This window comes from Cupriavidus sp. 21MJTG02-4 (assembly GCF_057798975.1).
Window position 1 is genome coordinate 56,040 of the sequence record NZ_JBYOJP010000001.1, and the last position, 13,168, is coordinate 69,207.

Annotated in this window: 13 protein-coding genes; 8 read left to right on the forward strand and 5 right to left on the reverse strand. The window is 67.6% G+C overall.

Annotated elements, in window-relative coordinates:
• The first annotated feature begins 28 nt into the window (after positions 1 to 28).
• The 4 genes from AC3FKH_RS00270 (at position 29) to AC3FKH_RS00285 (ending at position 3,058) form a co-directional block, all read left to right on the forward strand.
• The gene (locus AC3FKH_RS00270) at positions 29 to 781 is read left to right on the forward strand and encodes a lysophospholipid acyltransferase family protein (protein WP_483710478.1); all 753 of its coding nucleotides are present in this window, start codon (positions 29 to 31) and stop codon (positions 779 to 781) included.
• Entirely contained in the window at positions 778 to 1,629 is an 852-nt protein-coding gene (locus AC3FKH_RS00275; protein ID WP_488671975.1) for a M48 family metallopeptidase, read from the forward strand. The genes AC3FKH_RS00270 and AC3FKH_RS00275 overlap by 4 nt, the downstream gene beginning before the upstream one ends.
• A gap of 106 nt (positions 1,630 to 1,735) precedes the next feature.
• Positions 1,736 to 2,143 (forward strand): lactoylglutathione lyase, encoded by a 408-nt coding sequence (gloA, locus tag AC3FKH_RS00280; RefSeq protein WP_488671977.1) that lies wholly within the window; start codon positions 1,736 to 1,738, stop codon positions 2,141 to 2,143.
• A 9-nt stretch (positions 2,144 to 2,152) separates the two neighbouring features.
• The gene (locus tag AC3FKH_RS00285; RefSeq protein ID WP_488671979.1) at positions 2,153 to 3,058 is read left to right on the forward strand and encodes a DMT family transporter; all 906 of its coding nucleotides are present in this window, start codon (positions 2,153 to 2,155) and stop codon (positions 3,056 to 3,058) included.
• 70 nt (positions 3,059 to 3,128) lie between these two features.
• On the opposite strand, the gene trpS is transcribed toward AC3FKH_RS00285, so the two are convergent.
• Genes trpS through AC3FKH_RS00310 form a run of 5 tightly spaced genes read right to left on the reverse strand, consistent with a single transcriptional unit; the run spans position 3,129 to position 10,054 of the window.
• On the reverse strand, positions 3,129 to 4,160 hold the full coding sequence (gene trpS / locus AC3FKH_RS00290) for a tryptophan--tRNA ligase (protein ID WP_483731272.1): 1,032 nt from the start codon (positions 4,158 to 4,160) through the stop codon (positions 3,129 to 3,131).
• Positions 4,161 to 4,203: 43 nt separating this feature from the next.
• Positions 4,204 to 5,040: a 16S rRNA (adenine(1518)-N(6)/adenine(1519)-N(6))-dimethyltransferase RsmA gene (gene rsmA / locus AC3FKH_RS00295; protein ID WP_488671982.1), complete on the reverse strand. Its 837-nt coding sequence runs from the start codon at positions 5,038 to 5,040 to the stop codon at positions 4,204 to 4,206.
• Positions 5,041 to 5,054: 14 nt separating this feature from the next.
• Complete coding sequence (gene pdxA, locus AC3FKH_RS00300; RefSeq protein WP_488671984.1) at positions 5,055 to 6,098, reverse strand: 4-hydroxythreonine-4-phosphate dehydrogenase PdxA; 1,044 nt, start codon at positions 6,096 to 6,098, stop codon at positions 5,055 to 5,057.
• A 23-nt stretch (positions 6,099 to 6,121) separates the two neighbouring features.
• Positions 6,122 to 7,612, reverse strand: coding sequence for a peptidylprolyl isomerase (locus tag AC3FKH_RS00305; RefSeq protein WP_488671986.1), 1,491 nt, complete (start codon positions 7,610 to 7,612; stop codon positions 6,122 to 6,124).
• Positions 7,613 to 7,621: 9 nt separating this feature from the next.
• Positions 7,622 to 10,054: an LPS-assembly protein LptD gene (locus AC3FKH_RS00310; RefSeq protein WP_488671988.1), complete on the reverse strand. Its 2,433-nt coding sequence runs from the start codon at positions 10,052 to 10,054 to the stop codon at positions 7,622 to 7,624.
• Positions 10,055 to 10,213: 159 nt separating this feature from the next.
• Here AC3FKH_RS00310 and AC3FKH_RS00315 point away from each other — a divergent pair, with 159 nt between their 5' ends.
• The 4 genes from AC3FKH_RS00315 to murU all read left to right on the forward strand — a co-directional run bounded on the left by AC3FKH_RS00315 (position 10,214) and on the right by murU (position 13,099).
• Positions 10,214 to 11,248 carry an aminoglycoside phosphotransferase family protein gene (locus tag AC3FKH_RS00315; protein WP_488671990.1) on the forward strand — a complete coding sequence of 345 codons (1,035 nt, stop codon included), beginning with the start codon at positions 10,214 to 10,216 and terminating at the stop codon, positions 11,246 to 11,248.
• A gap of 98 nt (positions 11,249 to 11,346) precedes the next feature.
• Positions 11,347 to 12,039: an AzlC family ABC transporter permease gene (locus AC3FKH_RS00320; RefSeq protein WP_488672856.1), complete on the forward strand. Its 693-nt coding sequence runs from the start codon at positions 11,347 to 11,349 to the stop codon at positions 12,037 to 12,039.
• Positions 12,036 to 12,359: an AzlD domain-containing protein gene (locus tag AC3FKH_RS00325; RefSeq protein ID WP_488671992.1), complete on the forward strand. Its 324-nt coding sequence runs from the start codon at positions 12,036 to 12,038 to the stop codon at positions 12,357 to 12,359. Before AC3FKH_RS00320 ends, AC3FKH_RS00325 begins: the two co-directional genes overlap by 4 nt.
• Entirely contained in the window at positions 12,356 to 13,099 is a 744-nt protein-coding gene (gene murU, locus AC3FKH_RS00330) for an N-acetylmuramate alpha-1-phosphate uridylyltransferase MurU (protein ID WP_488671994.1), read from the forward strand. Before AC3FKH_RS00325 ends, murU begins: the two co-directional genes overlap by 4 nt.
• Positions 13,100 to 13,168: the final 69 nt, after the last annotated feature.

Genomic DNA, 13,168 nt, shown 5'->3' on the forward strand with positions numbered 1-13,168 from the left:
CTGCTGACCCCCATCAAGCGCCCCCTCGATGACCTTTTTGCGTTCCCTTCTGTTTGCGCTGTACCTGCTGGTGCTGACACCACCCTACGCAACCGTCTGCTTTATCGTCTTCCCGTTCATGAATGCCGCGCGGCGCTTCGATTTCGTGCGCGGGTGGACCCGCCTGGCGATCGGCGCGGCGCGTGTGATTTGCGGCATCCGCTACCAGATCGAAGGGCGGGAGCACATGGACACCATGCTGGACAAGCCCGTGGTGCTGCTCTCCAAGCACCAGTCCGCATGGGAGACCATCGCCTATGTGGCGTTGATGCCCAAGCCACTGTGCTTCGTCTTCAAGCGCGAGCTGCTGCTGGTGCCGTTCTTCGGCTGGACCCTCGGTTTGCTGAAGATGGTGCATATCAACCGCAAGGAAGGCATCAAGGCGTTCTCCTCCGCCGCGCGCCAGGGCCGCGAGCGCCTGGCCGAGGGCGCATGGATCATCATGTTCCCGGAAGGCACGCGCACGCCGTCGGGCCTGGAGAACCCGCGCTACAAGAGCGGTGGCGCCCGGCTCGCCGTGGAAACCGGCGCATGGGTGATTCCGATGGCCGTCAATTCGGGCCGGGTGTGGCCGCGCAACTCGTTCTTCAAGTACCCGGGCATGATCACGATCTCGATCGGGCCGTCGATCCCGTCGGCCAACAAGACGGCCGACCAGCTCAACCAGGAAGTGCGCGACTGGATCGAGCGCGACATGCGCCGCATCGACGCGCCGAGCTACGGCAACGGACAGGCCGCATGAGCTTGCTGCGTCCCGCTCCCGATGCCCCCGGCGCACAGCTGGAACTGCCGCTGGCCGACAGCGCGCCGGGCATCGTGGCCGGGATGGCACCGACTCCACCCGCGGCCGGATGGCCGGCACCGCAACCGGATGGCCGCCGGCTCCAGGTGGGCGAGCACACGCTGCACTACACCCTCAAGCGTTCGTCGCGCCGGACCATCGGCTTCACGGTCGATGACCGCGGCCTGTCGATCACGGCCCCGCGCTGGGTCACGCTGGCCGATGTCGAGAGCGCCATCCGCGAAAAGCAGCGCTGGATCCTGAACAAGCTCGGCGAATGGCGCCAGCGCGAAACGCGGCGCGTGCTGCCCACGGTGCAATGGCGCGATGGCGCCACGCTGCCGTTCCTTGGGCAGACCATCACGCTCATGCTGGAATCGCCGATCGGCGCGGTGCTGTTCAATGGCGAGACGCTGGTGCTCCACCTGGCCATGCCGGCGCATGCCGACGAGCAGCAGATCAAGGACCGCGTGCAGAGCTGGTTGCAGCAGCAAGCCCGACGCCTGCTGCCGCAACGGCTCGACCTGTATGCCGAGCGTCTGGGCGTGCGTCATAGCGGCTTCGCGCTGACCTCCGCCGCCACGCGCTGGGGCAGTTGCACCGCCGACGGCAAGATCCGCCTGAACTGGCGGCTGATGCACTTCCCGATGTCGATGATCGACTATGTCGCCGCGCACGAACTGGCGCATCTCAAGGAGATGAACCACGGCCCGCGCTTTTGGGAAACCGTGGAATCGATCTTCCCCGAGTTCCGCGACGCACGCGCGCAACTGCGCGCGCATCCGCCCGAGCTGCTGCCGACGTTCTGAGCGGCGGTGCCGAGTGGCGGGGGCACGCCCGGCCGCGCCGGTGCGTTTCACGCAAACGCACTAAAATGTCGCATTCCCCTCAAGAACGACCCACAGGGCATCTCAAATGCGACTCCTCCATACCATGCTGCGCGTCGGCGACCTGCAGCGCTCCATCGATTTCTACACCCGCGTGCTCGGCATGCAGCTGCTGCGTGAAAGCGACAACACCGAGTACAAATACCGCCTGGCGTTCGTCGGCTATGGCCCGGAAAGCGAAACCGCGGTGCTGGAACTGACCTACAACTACGGCGTCGACAAATACGACCTGGGCACCGCCTACGGCCATATCGCGCTGGAGACCGACAACGCCGCCGCGGCTTGCGACCGCATCCGCGTGGCAGGTGGCAAGGTCACGCGCGAAGCCGGCCCGGTCAAGGGCGGCACCACCGTGATCGCCTTTGTCGAAGACCCGGACGGCTACAAGATCGAACTGATCGAGCGCCATTCCACGCGCGACGCCAGCCGTCCCTGAGCGCGCGGCATGGATGCGCAAACCCTGAGCCGGCGCCCGCTGGACGGCGCCGCGATCGGCTTGATGGTGGTGCTGTGCGCCGCCTGGGGGCTGCAGCAGGTCGTGATCAAGCTGACCGCGCCGCTGATGGGCGCGGTGCTGCAGGCGGGCGTACGGTCTGCCATCGCGGCGCTGCTGGTGTTCGGCTTTGCCGCGTGGCGCGGTGCGCCGATCTGGCAGCGCGACGGTACGCTGCGCGCTGGCTTGCTGGCGGGGTTGCTGTTCGGGGCCGAGTTCTTCTGCATCTTCGTCGGGCTCGGCCACACCACGGCATCGCGCATGGCGGTGTTCCTGTACACCGCGCCTATCTTTACCGCGGTCGGCCTGCATTTCGCCGTCGCGGGCGAGCGGCTGCGCGGGGCCCAGTGGCTTGGCGTGGTGCTGGCCTTCTGCGGCATGGTGCTGGCCTTTGCGGACGGCATGACGGCCGCATCCGTGCATGGCAGCACGCTGGCCGGCGATGCGCTGGGCGTGGTGGCGGGGCTGCTGTGGGCGGCGACCACCGTGGTGGTGCGCGCCACGCCGCTGGCCAGCGCTCCGGCCAGCAAGACCCTGCTCTACCAGCTCGCGGTATCGGGCGTGCTGCTGCTGGCCATGGCGCTGATGGGCGGCCAGGCGGACAGCGTCCAGCTCAACGGCGCAGTGCTCGCCAGTCTCTTCTACCAGTCGGTGCTGATCGCGTTTGCCAGCTACCTGGCGTGGTTCTGGCTGTTGCGGCGCTACCTCGCCTCGCGGCTTTCGGTGTTTTCGTTCCTGACGCCGCTGTTCGGCGTCGCCTTCGGCGTGGTGCTGATGCAGGATGCGGTCGGGGCGCGCTTTGCGGTCGCAGCCGTGCTGGTGCTGGCGGGGATCGTGCTGGTCAATCGCCGCAGCTGACGGCAGCCATGTGATGAAGGTATAAAAAAAACGCGCGGTGCACCGCGCGTTTTTTTGTTGGCCGTCCCGCTCAGCGGCTGCCGAACGAGAACATGCCCAGTGCCTCGCGCACCTCGTCCAGCGTCTGCTGGGTGATGGCCTTGGCCCGGTTGGTGCCGTCGCGCAGCAGGTCGAACACATAGTCGGGATCCTTGGCGAGCTGCTCGCGGCGCTCGCGGATCGGGCCCAGCAGTTCGTTCAGCACGCTTTCGACGCGGCGCTTGAGCACCATGTCGCCCAGCCCGCCACGGCGGTAATGCGCCTTGAGTTCTTCCACTTCTTCCGTGTTCGGGTCGAAGGCATCGAGGTAGGTGAAGACCATATTGCCTTCGACCTTGCCCGGGTCCGAGACCTTCAGGTGGTCCGGGTCGGTGTACATGCTATGCACGGCTGCCTTGATCTGCTCGGGGGCGGCACCCAGCGCAATGGCGTTGCCTTGGGACTTGCTCATCTTGGCCTTGCCATCGACGCCCGGCAGGCGGCCGAACTTCGGGATCAGCGCCTGGCATTCCTTCAGCACGTCGCGGCCGACCTGGTGGTTGATGCGGCGCACGATCTCGTTGGTCTGCTCGATCAGCGGCGCCTGGTCCTCGCCCACGGGCACGATGTCGGCCTTGAACGCGGTGATGTCCGCGGCCTGCGCCGCCGGGTAGCACATGAAGCCAGCCGGGATATCGCGGCCGAATCCGCGCGCCTGGATCTCCTCCTTGATGGTCGGGTTGCGCTCCAGGCGCGATACCGTGACGAAGTTCAGGTACATCAGCGTCAGTTCCGCCAGCGCCGGCAGGTACGACTGCACGGTGATGGTGGTTTTCGCCGGATCGATGCCGACGGCGAGGTAATCCAGCGCCACTTCCAGCACGTTGCGGCGGACCTTGTCGGGATCGTGCGCGTTGTCGGTCATGGCCTGCGTGTCGGCCAGCAGCAGGTATTGCTCATGCGTGTCCTGCAGCTGCACGCGCGTCTTGAGCGAGCCAATGTAGTGGCCGAGGTGCAGCGGGCCGGTGGGACGATCGCCGGTCAGGATGACGGGTCGCTTGTTGGTTTGCGTATTGGCGGTCATGACGGAAATTCGCGGAAATTTCGGGATGGTATCGGTCTGGCAATCAGGCGGCGGGCCGGTCGGAAGCGGCACCGCCCAGGCGGCGCGCCAGTTCGACGTACTCGCCGACGGGCACCTCTTCGGCGCGGCGGCTCAGGTCGAAGCCGATGGCCTCGAAATCGACCTGGTCCCGCAGGAACGATAGCGTATTGCGCAGCACCTTGCGCCGCTGCGAGAACGCGGCGGTGACCAGATCGCCCAGCACGGTGATATCGCAATCCGCATGCGGAGAACGCAGTCGGCCGTCCACCGTGCGCGGCCACGGAATCATGCGCACCACCGCGGAATCGACCTTCGGCGGCGGATTGAACGAACCCGGCGGAACGTCGAGCACGTGCTCCATGTGGTAGCGCACCTGGAGCATGATCGACAGCCGGCCGAAGGCCTTGCTGCCGGGCTCGGCCACCATGCGGTCGACCACTTCCTTCTGCAGCATGAAGTGCTGGTCGCGCACGTGGTCGGCGTAATCCATCAGGTGGAACAGCAGCGGGCTGGAAATGTTGTACGGCAGGTTGCCGACGATGCGCAGCGGGCGCCCCGCCACCGCCAGCCGGCTGAAGTCGAACGCCAGCGCGTCGCCCGCGTGGACCAGCAGGCGGTCGCCATAGCGGCGGCGCAGCCGTTCGACCAGGTCACGGTCCAGTTCGACCACCTGCATCTGCGGCACGCGCTCGAGCAGCGGGTCGGTCAGCGCGCCCAGGCCCGGGCCGATCTCGACGAGCACATCGTCTGCCGTCGGATTGATGGCATTGACGATGCCGTGGATGATCGAATCGTCGACCAGGAAGTTCTGGCCGAATCGCTTGCGGGCCACGTGGCCCTGGTGCATGTTTGAACGCATGGAGGATTACACCACTAGTGCGATGGCCTGGCCGTTGCATGCCTGCCGTTGGCATGCCCGGCCATGGTGAGCGCACTGCGGATCGCCTCGATCATGCTGCCGTGTTCGGCCTGGCCGCTGGCGGCCAGGTCGAGCGCGGTGCCGTGGTCGACCGAGGTGCGGATGAAAGGCAGGCCCAGCGTGATATTCACGCCGTGCCCGAACGTGCCGTACTTCAGGGGCGCCAGCCCCTGGTCGTGGTACATCGCCAGCACGCAGTCGGCGTCGCGCAGGTGGCGCGGCTGGAACAGCGTGTCGGCGGGATAGGGGCCGCGCGCATCGATGCCGGCATCGCGCGCTTGCGCCAGCGCCGGTTCGATGATGTCGATCTCCTCGCGGCCCATGTGGCCGCTTTCCCCGGCATGAGGATTGAGACCGGTCACCAGGATGCGCGGCCGCGCAATGCCGAACCAGCGCCGCAGGTCGGCATCGATGATCGACAGTGTCTGCAGCAGCAGCGGTATGGTCAGGGCGTCGGGCACCGTGCGCAGCGGCAGGTGCGTCGTGGCCAGCGCCACGCGCAGCATGGCGTTGGCATGCGCCGGCTGGGGGCCGGCCAGCATCATCACCACGCGCGGCACGCCGGCCGCCTCGGCAAGGTATTCGGTATGGCCGGTGAATGGCACCCCGGCATCGTTGATCGTGCTCTTCTGCACGGGCGCCGTGACCATGGCCGCGAAACGCGCGGGGCTGCCCTGTTGGGCGCGGCAGCCGGCAATGGCTGCGTCGAGCATCGACAGTACGTAGGGACCGTTGCGGGCATCGAGCCGGCCGGGCTCGCACGCAACCGCCAGCGGGACATGGTGGAGGACCACATCGCCTTCGGCCAGCAGACGCTCCCAGGCATGGGCCACGCCGAGCGCGGCGGCGCGCGATGCCATCAACGGCGCATCGCCGAGCACATGGTAGCGGCAGTGGCCGTTTTCGCCCGCGAGCCGCAACAGCGCCCCGATGGTGATGTCGGGGCCGATACCGGCGGGTTCGCCGGTCGAGATAGCTAGCGCAAGCGGGTCGGGCATGTCGGGGTCGTGCGGGCGGGGCCTCAGCGCTGTCGGTTGACGCGGTACTCGACGTACGCCGCCGAACGCAGCTGGCGCACCCAGTCATCATAGGCCGCGCGCAGCTTCTGCTCGCGGATTTCCGCACGCGCGAAGTCGCGCTGCTTCTCGGGCGCCATCTCGGTTTCGCGGCGGTTTTCCACCTGGATCAGGTGCACGCCGAACTGCGTCACCACCGGCTCCGAAATCTCGCCGGGGCGCAGCCGGTTCATGGCCTGCTCGAATTCCGGCACCAGCTCGCCCGGCGACACCCAGCCCAGCTCGCCTCCGGCCTGGGCCGAGCCGTCCTGCGAGAAGCGCTTGGCGGCGTCGGCAAAGTCGCCGCCATGTGTAATGCGGTCGCGCAGCGTGCCGAGCTGGCGGCGTGCCTCCGCTTCCGGCATGTTCGGACCGGTGCGGATCAGGATGTGACGGACCTGGGTCTGCGTGATGCGCGAGGCCGCGGCCGGGCTGGAGGCCGCCGCTGCCGGCGCCACGCGCTTGGCGGTCAGCTTCAGGATGTGGAAGCCATTGGCGCTTTCCACCACTTCAGGCGCCACGGCGCCGGGTTGCAGGTCGACCACCGCATTGGCGAAGATGGCCGGCAGGCGGCCGATCTCGCGAAAGCCCATGGAGCCGCCCTGCGCCGCTTCGGGCGCCTGCGAATTCGCCTGCGCCAGCTGGGCGAAATCGGCGCCGCCCTGGGCTTGCTTGAGCAGCCCTTCCGCCTTGGTCTTCAGCGCCTGCTTCTGCGCATCGGAGGCATCTTCGGGCACGCGCACGAGGATCTGCGCGACGTTGAACTCGGTCGGCCCGGCAGCTGCCGCGCCCTGGCCGCCACGCGCGGCAAGGTAGTTGTCGATCTCGCCGTCATAAACCTGTACCTTCGAGTCCACTTCGCGCTCGCGCAGGCGGATCACCTGCACCTGCTTGCGCAGCTCGTCCCGGTACTTGGTCCAGGTCATGCCGCTGGACTCGACGCGGCTGCGCAGTTCCGTGGGGCTCAGGCGGTTCTGCTGCGCCACCGATTCAATGGCACGGTCCAGTTCCTGGTCGGTCACCTTGATGCCGGCATCCTGCGCGGCCTGGGTCTGCACGCGCTCCATCACCAGGCGCTCCAGCACTTCGCCGAGCAGGTCGGCACGTGCCGGGGCCGGGCGGTTGGCGGCGCGAAGCTGGCTCTCGATCTCGTCGGCGCGGTCAAGCAGCTCACGCCGCGTGATCACGCTGTTGTTGACCACCGCGACGACCTCGTCGACCAGCTGCGAACGCTTGCCGCTGCTGCCCGGCTGCGGCACGCCAAGCTGGGGCTGGCTCGACGGGACGGCCACGTCCGAGGACTGCGGCACGAAGATGCCGGTGGTGCGCGGCCCTTGCGAAGGCGCCTTGAGCTGGGCCAGGGCCGGCCCGGCCACGGCGGCCAGCACGGCCGACAGCAGCACGCGGCGCCAAGGCGACGACACCAGGGAAAACACGGCAAATTCTTGACGTTTCATCGTAATCCGTCATTCATAGTGATCGAACTGGGTCGTCGGCACCGGCTTGGCGGTGACAGGTTCGTACCCAGGAACATTCAGGCGCAGGATATCCAGCGGATTCGAGCCGATCTTCGACAGCCCGCGGAACTCCACCTGCAGGAAGATGCGGCCGGTGTAGCCCTGCGAGGTGTTGCGGAAGCGCTGGTAGACCACACGGCCGACCCAGCAATCGGCGGCATATTCCACGCCGGCCAACGCATCGACCATCTGGTTGGCGTTCCGGTCGAAGGCGAACCGCCCGATGCCATAGGCGCGCTGGGTAATCGGCCACTGACCGGAAATCTCGAACTGGTCGATGGCGGTATTGTCCGTCACCGACGTGGCGCGCCGGTAGCGGTAGCCCACGTTGAGCAGCTTGCGCGCCTCCGGGCGCCAGGCAAACGCCACGTTCGAGTAATTGACGTGCTCCGAATCCGGATTGTATTGGATCCCCGCGTCGACGTAGTAGCCGCGGAACAGCTGGATCGTGGTGGCGGCCAGCAGGTCCGAGCTGCCGGCCTTCGGGTCCTGAAGCGTGCCGTTGATCTGCACGCGCTGGCCGGTGAAGTCGTAGCGCTGCGCAATCGTGCCGCGGAAACGCTCCACACCGGTATCGGCTTCGATCAGGCGCGTAGTCACGCCTGCGGTCAGCTTGTTGTTGTCCGCGACGCGGTCGTAGCCCGTGAACGGGTTCTCGGAGAAGATCTGCCCGTAGCCGAAGTCCGACTGCACGGTATCGAACAGCGGGAACTGGCTCTGGTCGCGGAACGGTGTGTAGACATAGAACAGCCGTGGTTCGAGTGTCTGCAGGTAGTTGACCCCGAACAGCCGGCTCATCGTCGGCGCGGTGCGCTCGAAGGTCATGCCGGAATCGAGGCTGACGGTCGGCACCGTCCGCGAGAAATTGGTCTGCGCGGTCGGCGTGTTGCTTTGCGCCTCCATCTGGTATTGCGTCGCATTGAAGATGACCTTCGGCGTCACAAACCAGCCCGGGCGCACGATCGGATAGCTGATCGTCGGCTGCACGAACATGCGCTCGCCCTGCGGCTGCTGGAAGCCGTTGGACGTCAGCGGAATGCGGAAGCGCGTGTAATCCGTTTCCACCTGCACATCGAAACCGCCCAGGTCATAGCGGATGTACTTGCCGTTGAGTTGCGGCTCGCGCTCGTAGGACGGCCCGCTCGGCAGCAGCGTCTGGAACTTCTGCACGCGCGCCAACACCGTGAAGTCCTGCCAGTTGTAGGTGACGCCGCCTTCCTGGGTGTACTGCCGCAGCGTCGATTGCGACACCGTGCGCGTCAGGTCGTCCGGATACTTGTCGTCCGATACGCGGTTCAGGTTCAGGTAGGCGTTCAGCCCCTTGGCAAGGTTCTGGGTATGCTGGAACGAGTAGGACCAGCGGTTGGTGCCGGTCTGGCGGTCATCCGGCAGGATTTCCGCGCGCAGCCGGCCCGAATAGCCTTGCCCCAGGTACCGGTAATCGCCGCCGAGCATGAAGCCGCGCGACGTCATGATGCGCGGATAAAGCGTCAAATCCCGGTTTGGCGCGATATTGAAGTAGTACGGCAGCGTGACATCGAGCCCAGATTTCGAGCCGTAGCCGAACAGGGGCGACAGGAAGCCGCTGCGGCGCTCGTCGGTCAGCGGGAAACTGAACACCGGCGCGCCTGCGATGGGCACGTCAAAGAAATGCAGCACGCCGCCATAGGCCACGCCGACCTGGCGATCGCTGTCCAGGTCAAGCTGGCGCGCGCTGAAATACCAGTCGGCATTGTCGGGCGAACACGTGGTGTACGTGGCCCGCTTGATCACGCTGCGGTCCTTGTCGACGAAATCGATGCGCTCGGCCTTGCCCGTGCCGCCGGTCTGCTGGAAATAGTAGTCGGGCGAGAGCATGTAGCCCTCGTTCGCCTCGATCTTCATGCGCGCCTCGGGGCCCACGGCCAGCGCGCCGCCGCGCGACACGCGGGCATTGCCGTGGACAAAGGCCTCGTCGGTATCCTGGTCGTAGGTCAGCTTGTCGCCCTTGACCACGGCACCGCCACGGCGCAGCTCGGCATTGCCTTCGATTTCCACGCCACGCTCGTTGTAGCCGTTCAGCCGGTCGCCGGACACGAATGCCGGCGGATTCTCGCCGGGCTCGCCCGACTTGGACGGCTCGGCCAGGCGCGGCACGAGTTCGCCCGACACCGTCGGCGCGGGCGGCACCTGGGGGGCGACTTCGATGAGGGGCTCGGTCTGGTCTATGTCGGGGATGGCGGAACTCGACATCTGCGCGTGCGCGCCCACCGACAGGCCGGCCATGGCCAGCACCAGCGGCCGCAGGGCGCCGGCAGGCAGCCGCCCAGTGCGGCTGGAAGGGCCGGAAAGCGCAGGCGGCTTGTTGGCTCGGTGGTTCGTTGATCGTCGTTGTTCGGTCATGCGAGCGGGTTTTCAGTCACGTCGTCGGTGGCGGCTTGCCTGCGAGCCGCCAGCCCCGTCGAAACAGGCTGCGGGGCAACCGAAGGCCCCTCCCGGGGGCCGCCCGGCGCCCGGGTCTGGTCGGGTATTATACGGGGCAACCAATACTACCTTTCCGGCATGGCAGCACTTCCTCACGACCCGCGCCTGGACCAGCTCAAATCCTGGGTATCCGGACTCGGTCCGGACTGGTCCGTCGATCCCGATTCCTGCGTACCCGCTTCGGCCGACGCCAGCTTCCGGCGCTACTTCCGCGTCAGCACGGCCAACGCCGCGCATCCGACCGCCATTGTGATGGACGCGCCGCCCGCGCACGAGGACTGCCGGCCCTTCGTCCATGTCGCGGCGTTGTTCGGTGCCGCCGGCGTGACGGTGCCCACGGTCCTGGCCCAGGATCTGGAGCAGGGCTTCCTGCTGCTGGCCGATCTAGGCAGCCAGACTTACCTGTCCCGGCTCGACGATTCCTCAGCAAGCGGCATGTACGCCGACGCCGCGGTCGCGCTGGTGCGCATCCAGGCCGCCACGCGTGCCGGCGAACTGCCGGCCTACGATCGCGCCCTGCTGCAGCGCGAACTGGACCTGTTCCCCCAGTGGTACATCGCGAAACACCTGGGCGCGACGCTCACGGACGCCCAGCAGGCCGACCTGCGCGAAGTGATGGATGTGCTGCTGGCCAACATCCTGGCGCAGCCGCAGGTCTACGTGCACCGCGACTATCACTCGCGCAACCTGATGGTGCTCCCCGGCGGCGCCAACCCCGGCGTGCTCGATTTCCAGGACGCCGTGATCGGCCCGATCACCTACGACGCGGTCTCGCTGTGGCGCGACGCCTATATCGAGTGGGACGAGGAGCAGCAGCTGGACTGGCTGATCCGCTACTGGGAACGCGCGCGCAAGGCCGGGCTGCCGGTGAACGCCGATTTCGGCGAGTTCTACCGCGATTTCGAGTGGATGGGCCTGCAACGCCACCTGAAGGTGCTCGGCATCTTCGCGCGCCTGTACCACCGCGACGGCAAGGACGGCTACCTGGCCAACCTGCCCCTGGTGCTCAAGTACACGCGCCAGGTCGCGGGCCGCTACACGGAACTGCGCAAGCTGATCCGCCTGCTCGACGCGCTCGAGGGCGCCGCGAGTCCCGCCGGGTATACGTTCTGAGCGGGGCTCGCGCAGTGCCCCCGCCGGACCATCCCGACCACCCCCGAGCCATCACGCGCTCGGGCGAATGGTGGGCGGGCGTACGCGCGCTCGCGCCCATGCTGCTGGGCGTGGTGCCGTTCGGACTCATCTATGGCGTGCTGGCGGTCGGCGCGGGCATGCCCGCCTGGCTGGCCTGCGCCATGAGCGCCATCGTGTTCGGTGGCGCTTCGCAGATGATCCTGACGCAACTGTGGTCGGCCGGCACGCCGGCCCTGGTGATCGCCGTCACCGTCGCCATGGTGAACCTGCGCCATGCGCTCTACTCCGCCACCATTGCCCCCACGCTGGCCCACCTGCCGCGCCGCTGGAAAGCGCTGATCGCCTACCTGCTGACCGACGAAGCGTTTGCCGCCATGACGCACCGGCTGGCCGACACCGGCCCGCGCGCGCGCTACCGCCACTGGTTCTACTTCGGCGGCGGTTTCGCGCTGTGGGCCAACTGGCAGGTGTCGACGCTGGCCGGCGTGCTGGTCGGCGCACAGGTGCCGCGTGACTGGCCACTGGACTTTTTCCTGCCGCTGACCTTCATTGGCATCATCGTGCCGGGGCTCAAGCACCGCGCGCAGGTCGCCGCGGCGCTGGTGGCGACCGCCCTCGCGGTGGCGTGCTTCGGCATGCCGCACAAGCTCGGCCTGATGGTCGCCGCACTGGGCGGCATTGCCGCCGGCATGCTGCTGCTCGGCCGTGGCAACGTGTCCGGCCAACGTCCGGCCGGCAAGGACGCCGCCGTCGGCAAGGAGCCGGCATGAACTCGCTGACCTTGCTGTGGGTGTTCCTTGGCGCGGGACTGGCCACCTTCCTGATCCGCCTGTCGTTCATCGCGGTCGAAGGCCGCGTGCGGCTGCCGGCGTGGTTCCGCACCGCGCTGCAGTTCGTGCCGGCCGCCATGCTGTCCGCGCTGATCGCCCCCGACCTGCTGATGCGCGGCGGCGAACTCTACGTGAGCCCGCTCAACGCGAGGCTGGTTGCGGGCCTGGTCGCGATCGTGATCGCGGCGCGCACGCGCAGCATCGGCTGGACCATCGTCGGCGGCATGGCCGCCCTGCTTGCCATGGAGACCCTGATTTGAAAGCCATGATCTTCGCCGCCGGCCGCGGCGACCGCATGCGTCCGCTGACCGATAGCTGCCCCAAGCCGCTGCTGCCGGTGGGCGGCAAGCCGCTGATCGTCTGGAAGATCGAGGCACTGGTGCGCGCCGGGCTGCGCGATATCGTCATCAACCATGCCTGGCTCGGCGAGCAGATCGAGGCCGCGCTCGGCGACGGCAGCCGCTTCGGCGCGCGCATCGCCTACTCCGCCGAGGGCAGCGCGCTGGAGACGGCCGGCGGCATCGCCAAGGCGCTGCCGCTGCTGTCGCAGGCGCCTCAGGCGGAGCACGGCGAGATCTTCCTGGCCGTTTCCGGCGATATCTACTGCGAGTACGACTTCCGCGCGCTGTTGCCGCGTGCCCGGGAAATGGCCGCTGCGCCGGTCCCGCGCATGCATCTGGTGATGGTGCCCAACCCGCCGTTCCACCCGGCCGGCGACTTCTCGCTGTGGCCCGACGGCCGGCTGGCGCTTGACCCGGCGCCGGGTGCCGAGCGCCTGACCTTCGGCAACATCGGCCTGTATGACACGCGCCTGTTCCGCGATATCGCCCCCGGCACCAAGGTGGCGATGACGCCTTGCTATCGCGCCGCCATTGCAGCGGGCGCGGCCAGCGGCGAGCGCTTCGACGGCCGCTGGGAAAACGTCGGCACGCCGGCCCAGCTGGCCGCGCTGAACGACGCCGTCGCCGCGCATGGCACGGCCACCGCGGGCGGCGCCTGAGCCGCCTGCCTGCGCCGCCGGGCCTCCTGCCCGGTCGGCGTTAGAATCTGAGTCATTCCCCCATCCAGT

Excerpts from the sequence above, each read along its gene's own strand:
- AC3FKH_RS00275 (WP_488671975.1), top strand. The coding sequence starts at position 778 with ATGAGCTTGCTGCGTCCCGCTCCCGATGCCCCCGGCGCACAGCTGGAA.
- AC3FKH_RS00315 (WP_488671990.1), top strand. The coding sequence starts at position 10,214 with ATGGCAGCACTTCCTCACGACCCGCGCCTGGACCAGCTCAAATCCTGG.
- pdxA (WP_488671984.1), bottom strand. The coding sequence starts at position 6,098 with ATGCCCGACCCGCTTGCGCTAGCTATCTCGACCGGCGAACCCGCCGGT.
- AC3FKH_RS00325 (WP_488671992.1), top strand. The coding sequence starts at position 12,036 with ATGAACTCGCTGACCTTGCTGTGGGTGTTCCTTGGCGCGGGACTGGCC.
- AC3FKH_RS00305 (WP_488671986.1), bottom strand. The coding sequence starts at position 7,612 with ATGAAACGTCAAGAATTTGCCGTGTTTTCCCTGGTGTCGTCGCCTTGG.
- gloA (WP_488671977.1), top strand. The coding sequence starts at position 1,736 with ATGCGACTCCTCCATACCATGCTGCGCGTCGGCGACCTGCAGCGCTCC.
- trpS (WP_483731272.1), bottom strand. The coding sequence starts at position 4,160 with ATGACCGCCAATACGCAAACCAACAAGCGACCCGTCATCCTGACCGGC.
- AC3FKH_RS00270 (WP_483710478.1), top strand. The coding sequence starts at position 29 with ATGACCTTTTTGCGTTCCCTTCTGTTTGCGCTGTACCTGCTGGTGCTG.
- AC3FKH_RS00285 (WP_488671979.1), top strand. The coding sequence starts at position 2,153 with ATGGATGCGCAAACCCTGAGCCGGCGCCCGCTGGACGGCGCCGCGATC.
- AC3FKH_RS00310 (WP_488671988.1), bottom strand. The coding sequence starts at position 10,054 with ATGACCGAACAACGACGATCAACGAACCACCGAGCCAACAAGCCGCCT.
- rsmA (WP_488671982.1), bottom strand. The coding sequence starts at position 5,040 with ATGCGTTCAAACATGCACCAGGGCCACGTGGCCCGCAAGCGATTCGGC.
- AC3FKH_RS00320 (WP_488672856.1), top strand. The coding sequence starts at position 11,347 with ATGCTGCTGGGCGTGGTGCCGTTCGGACTCATCTATGGCGTGCTGGCG.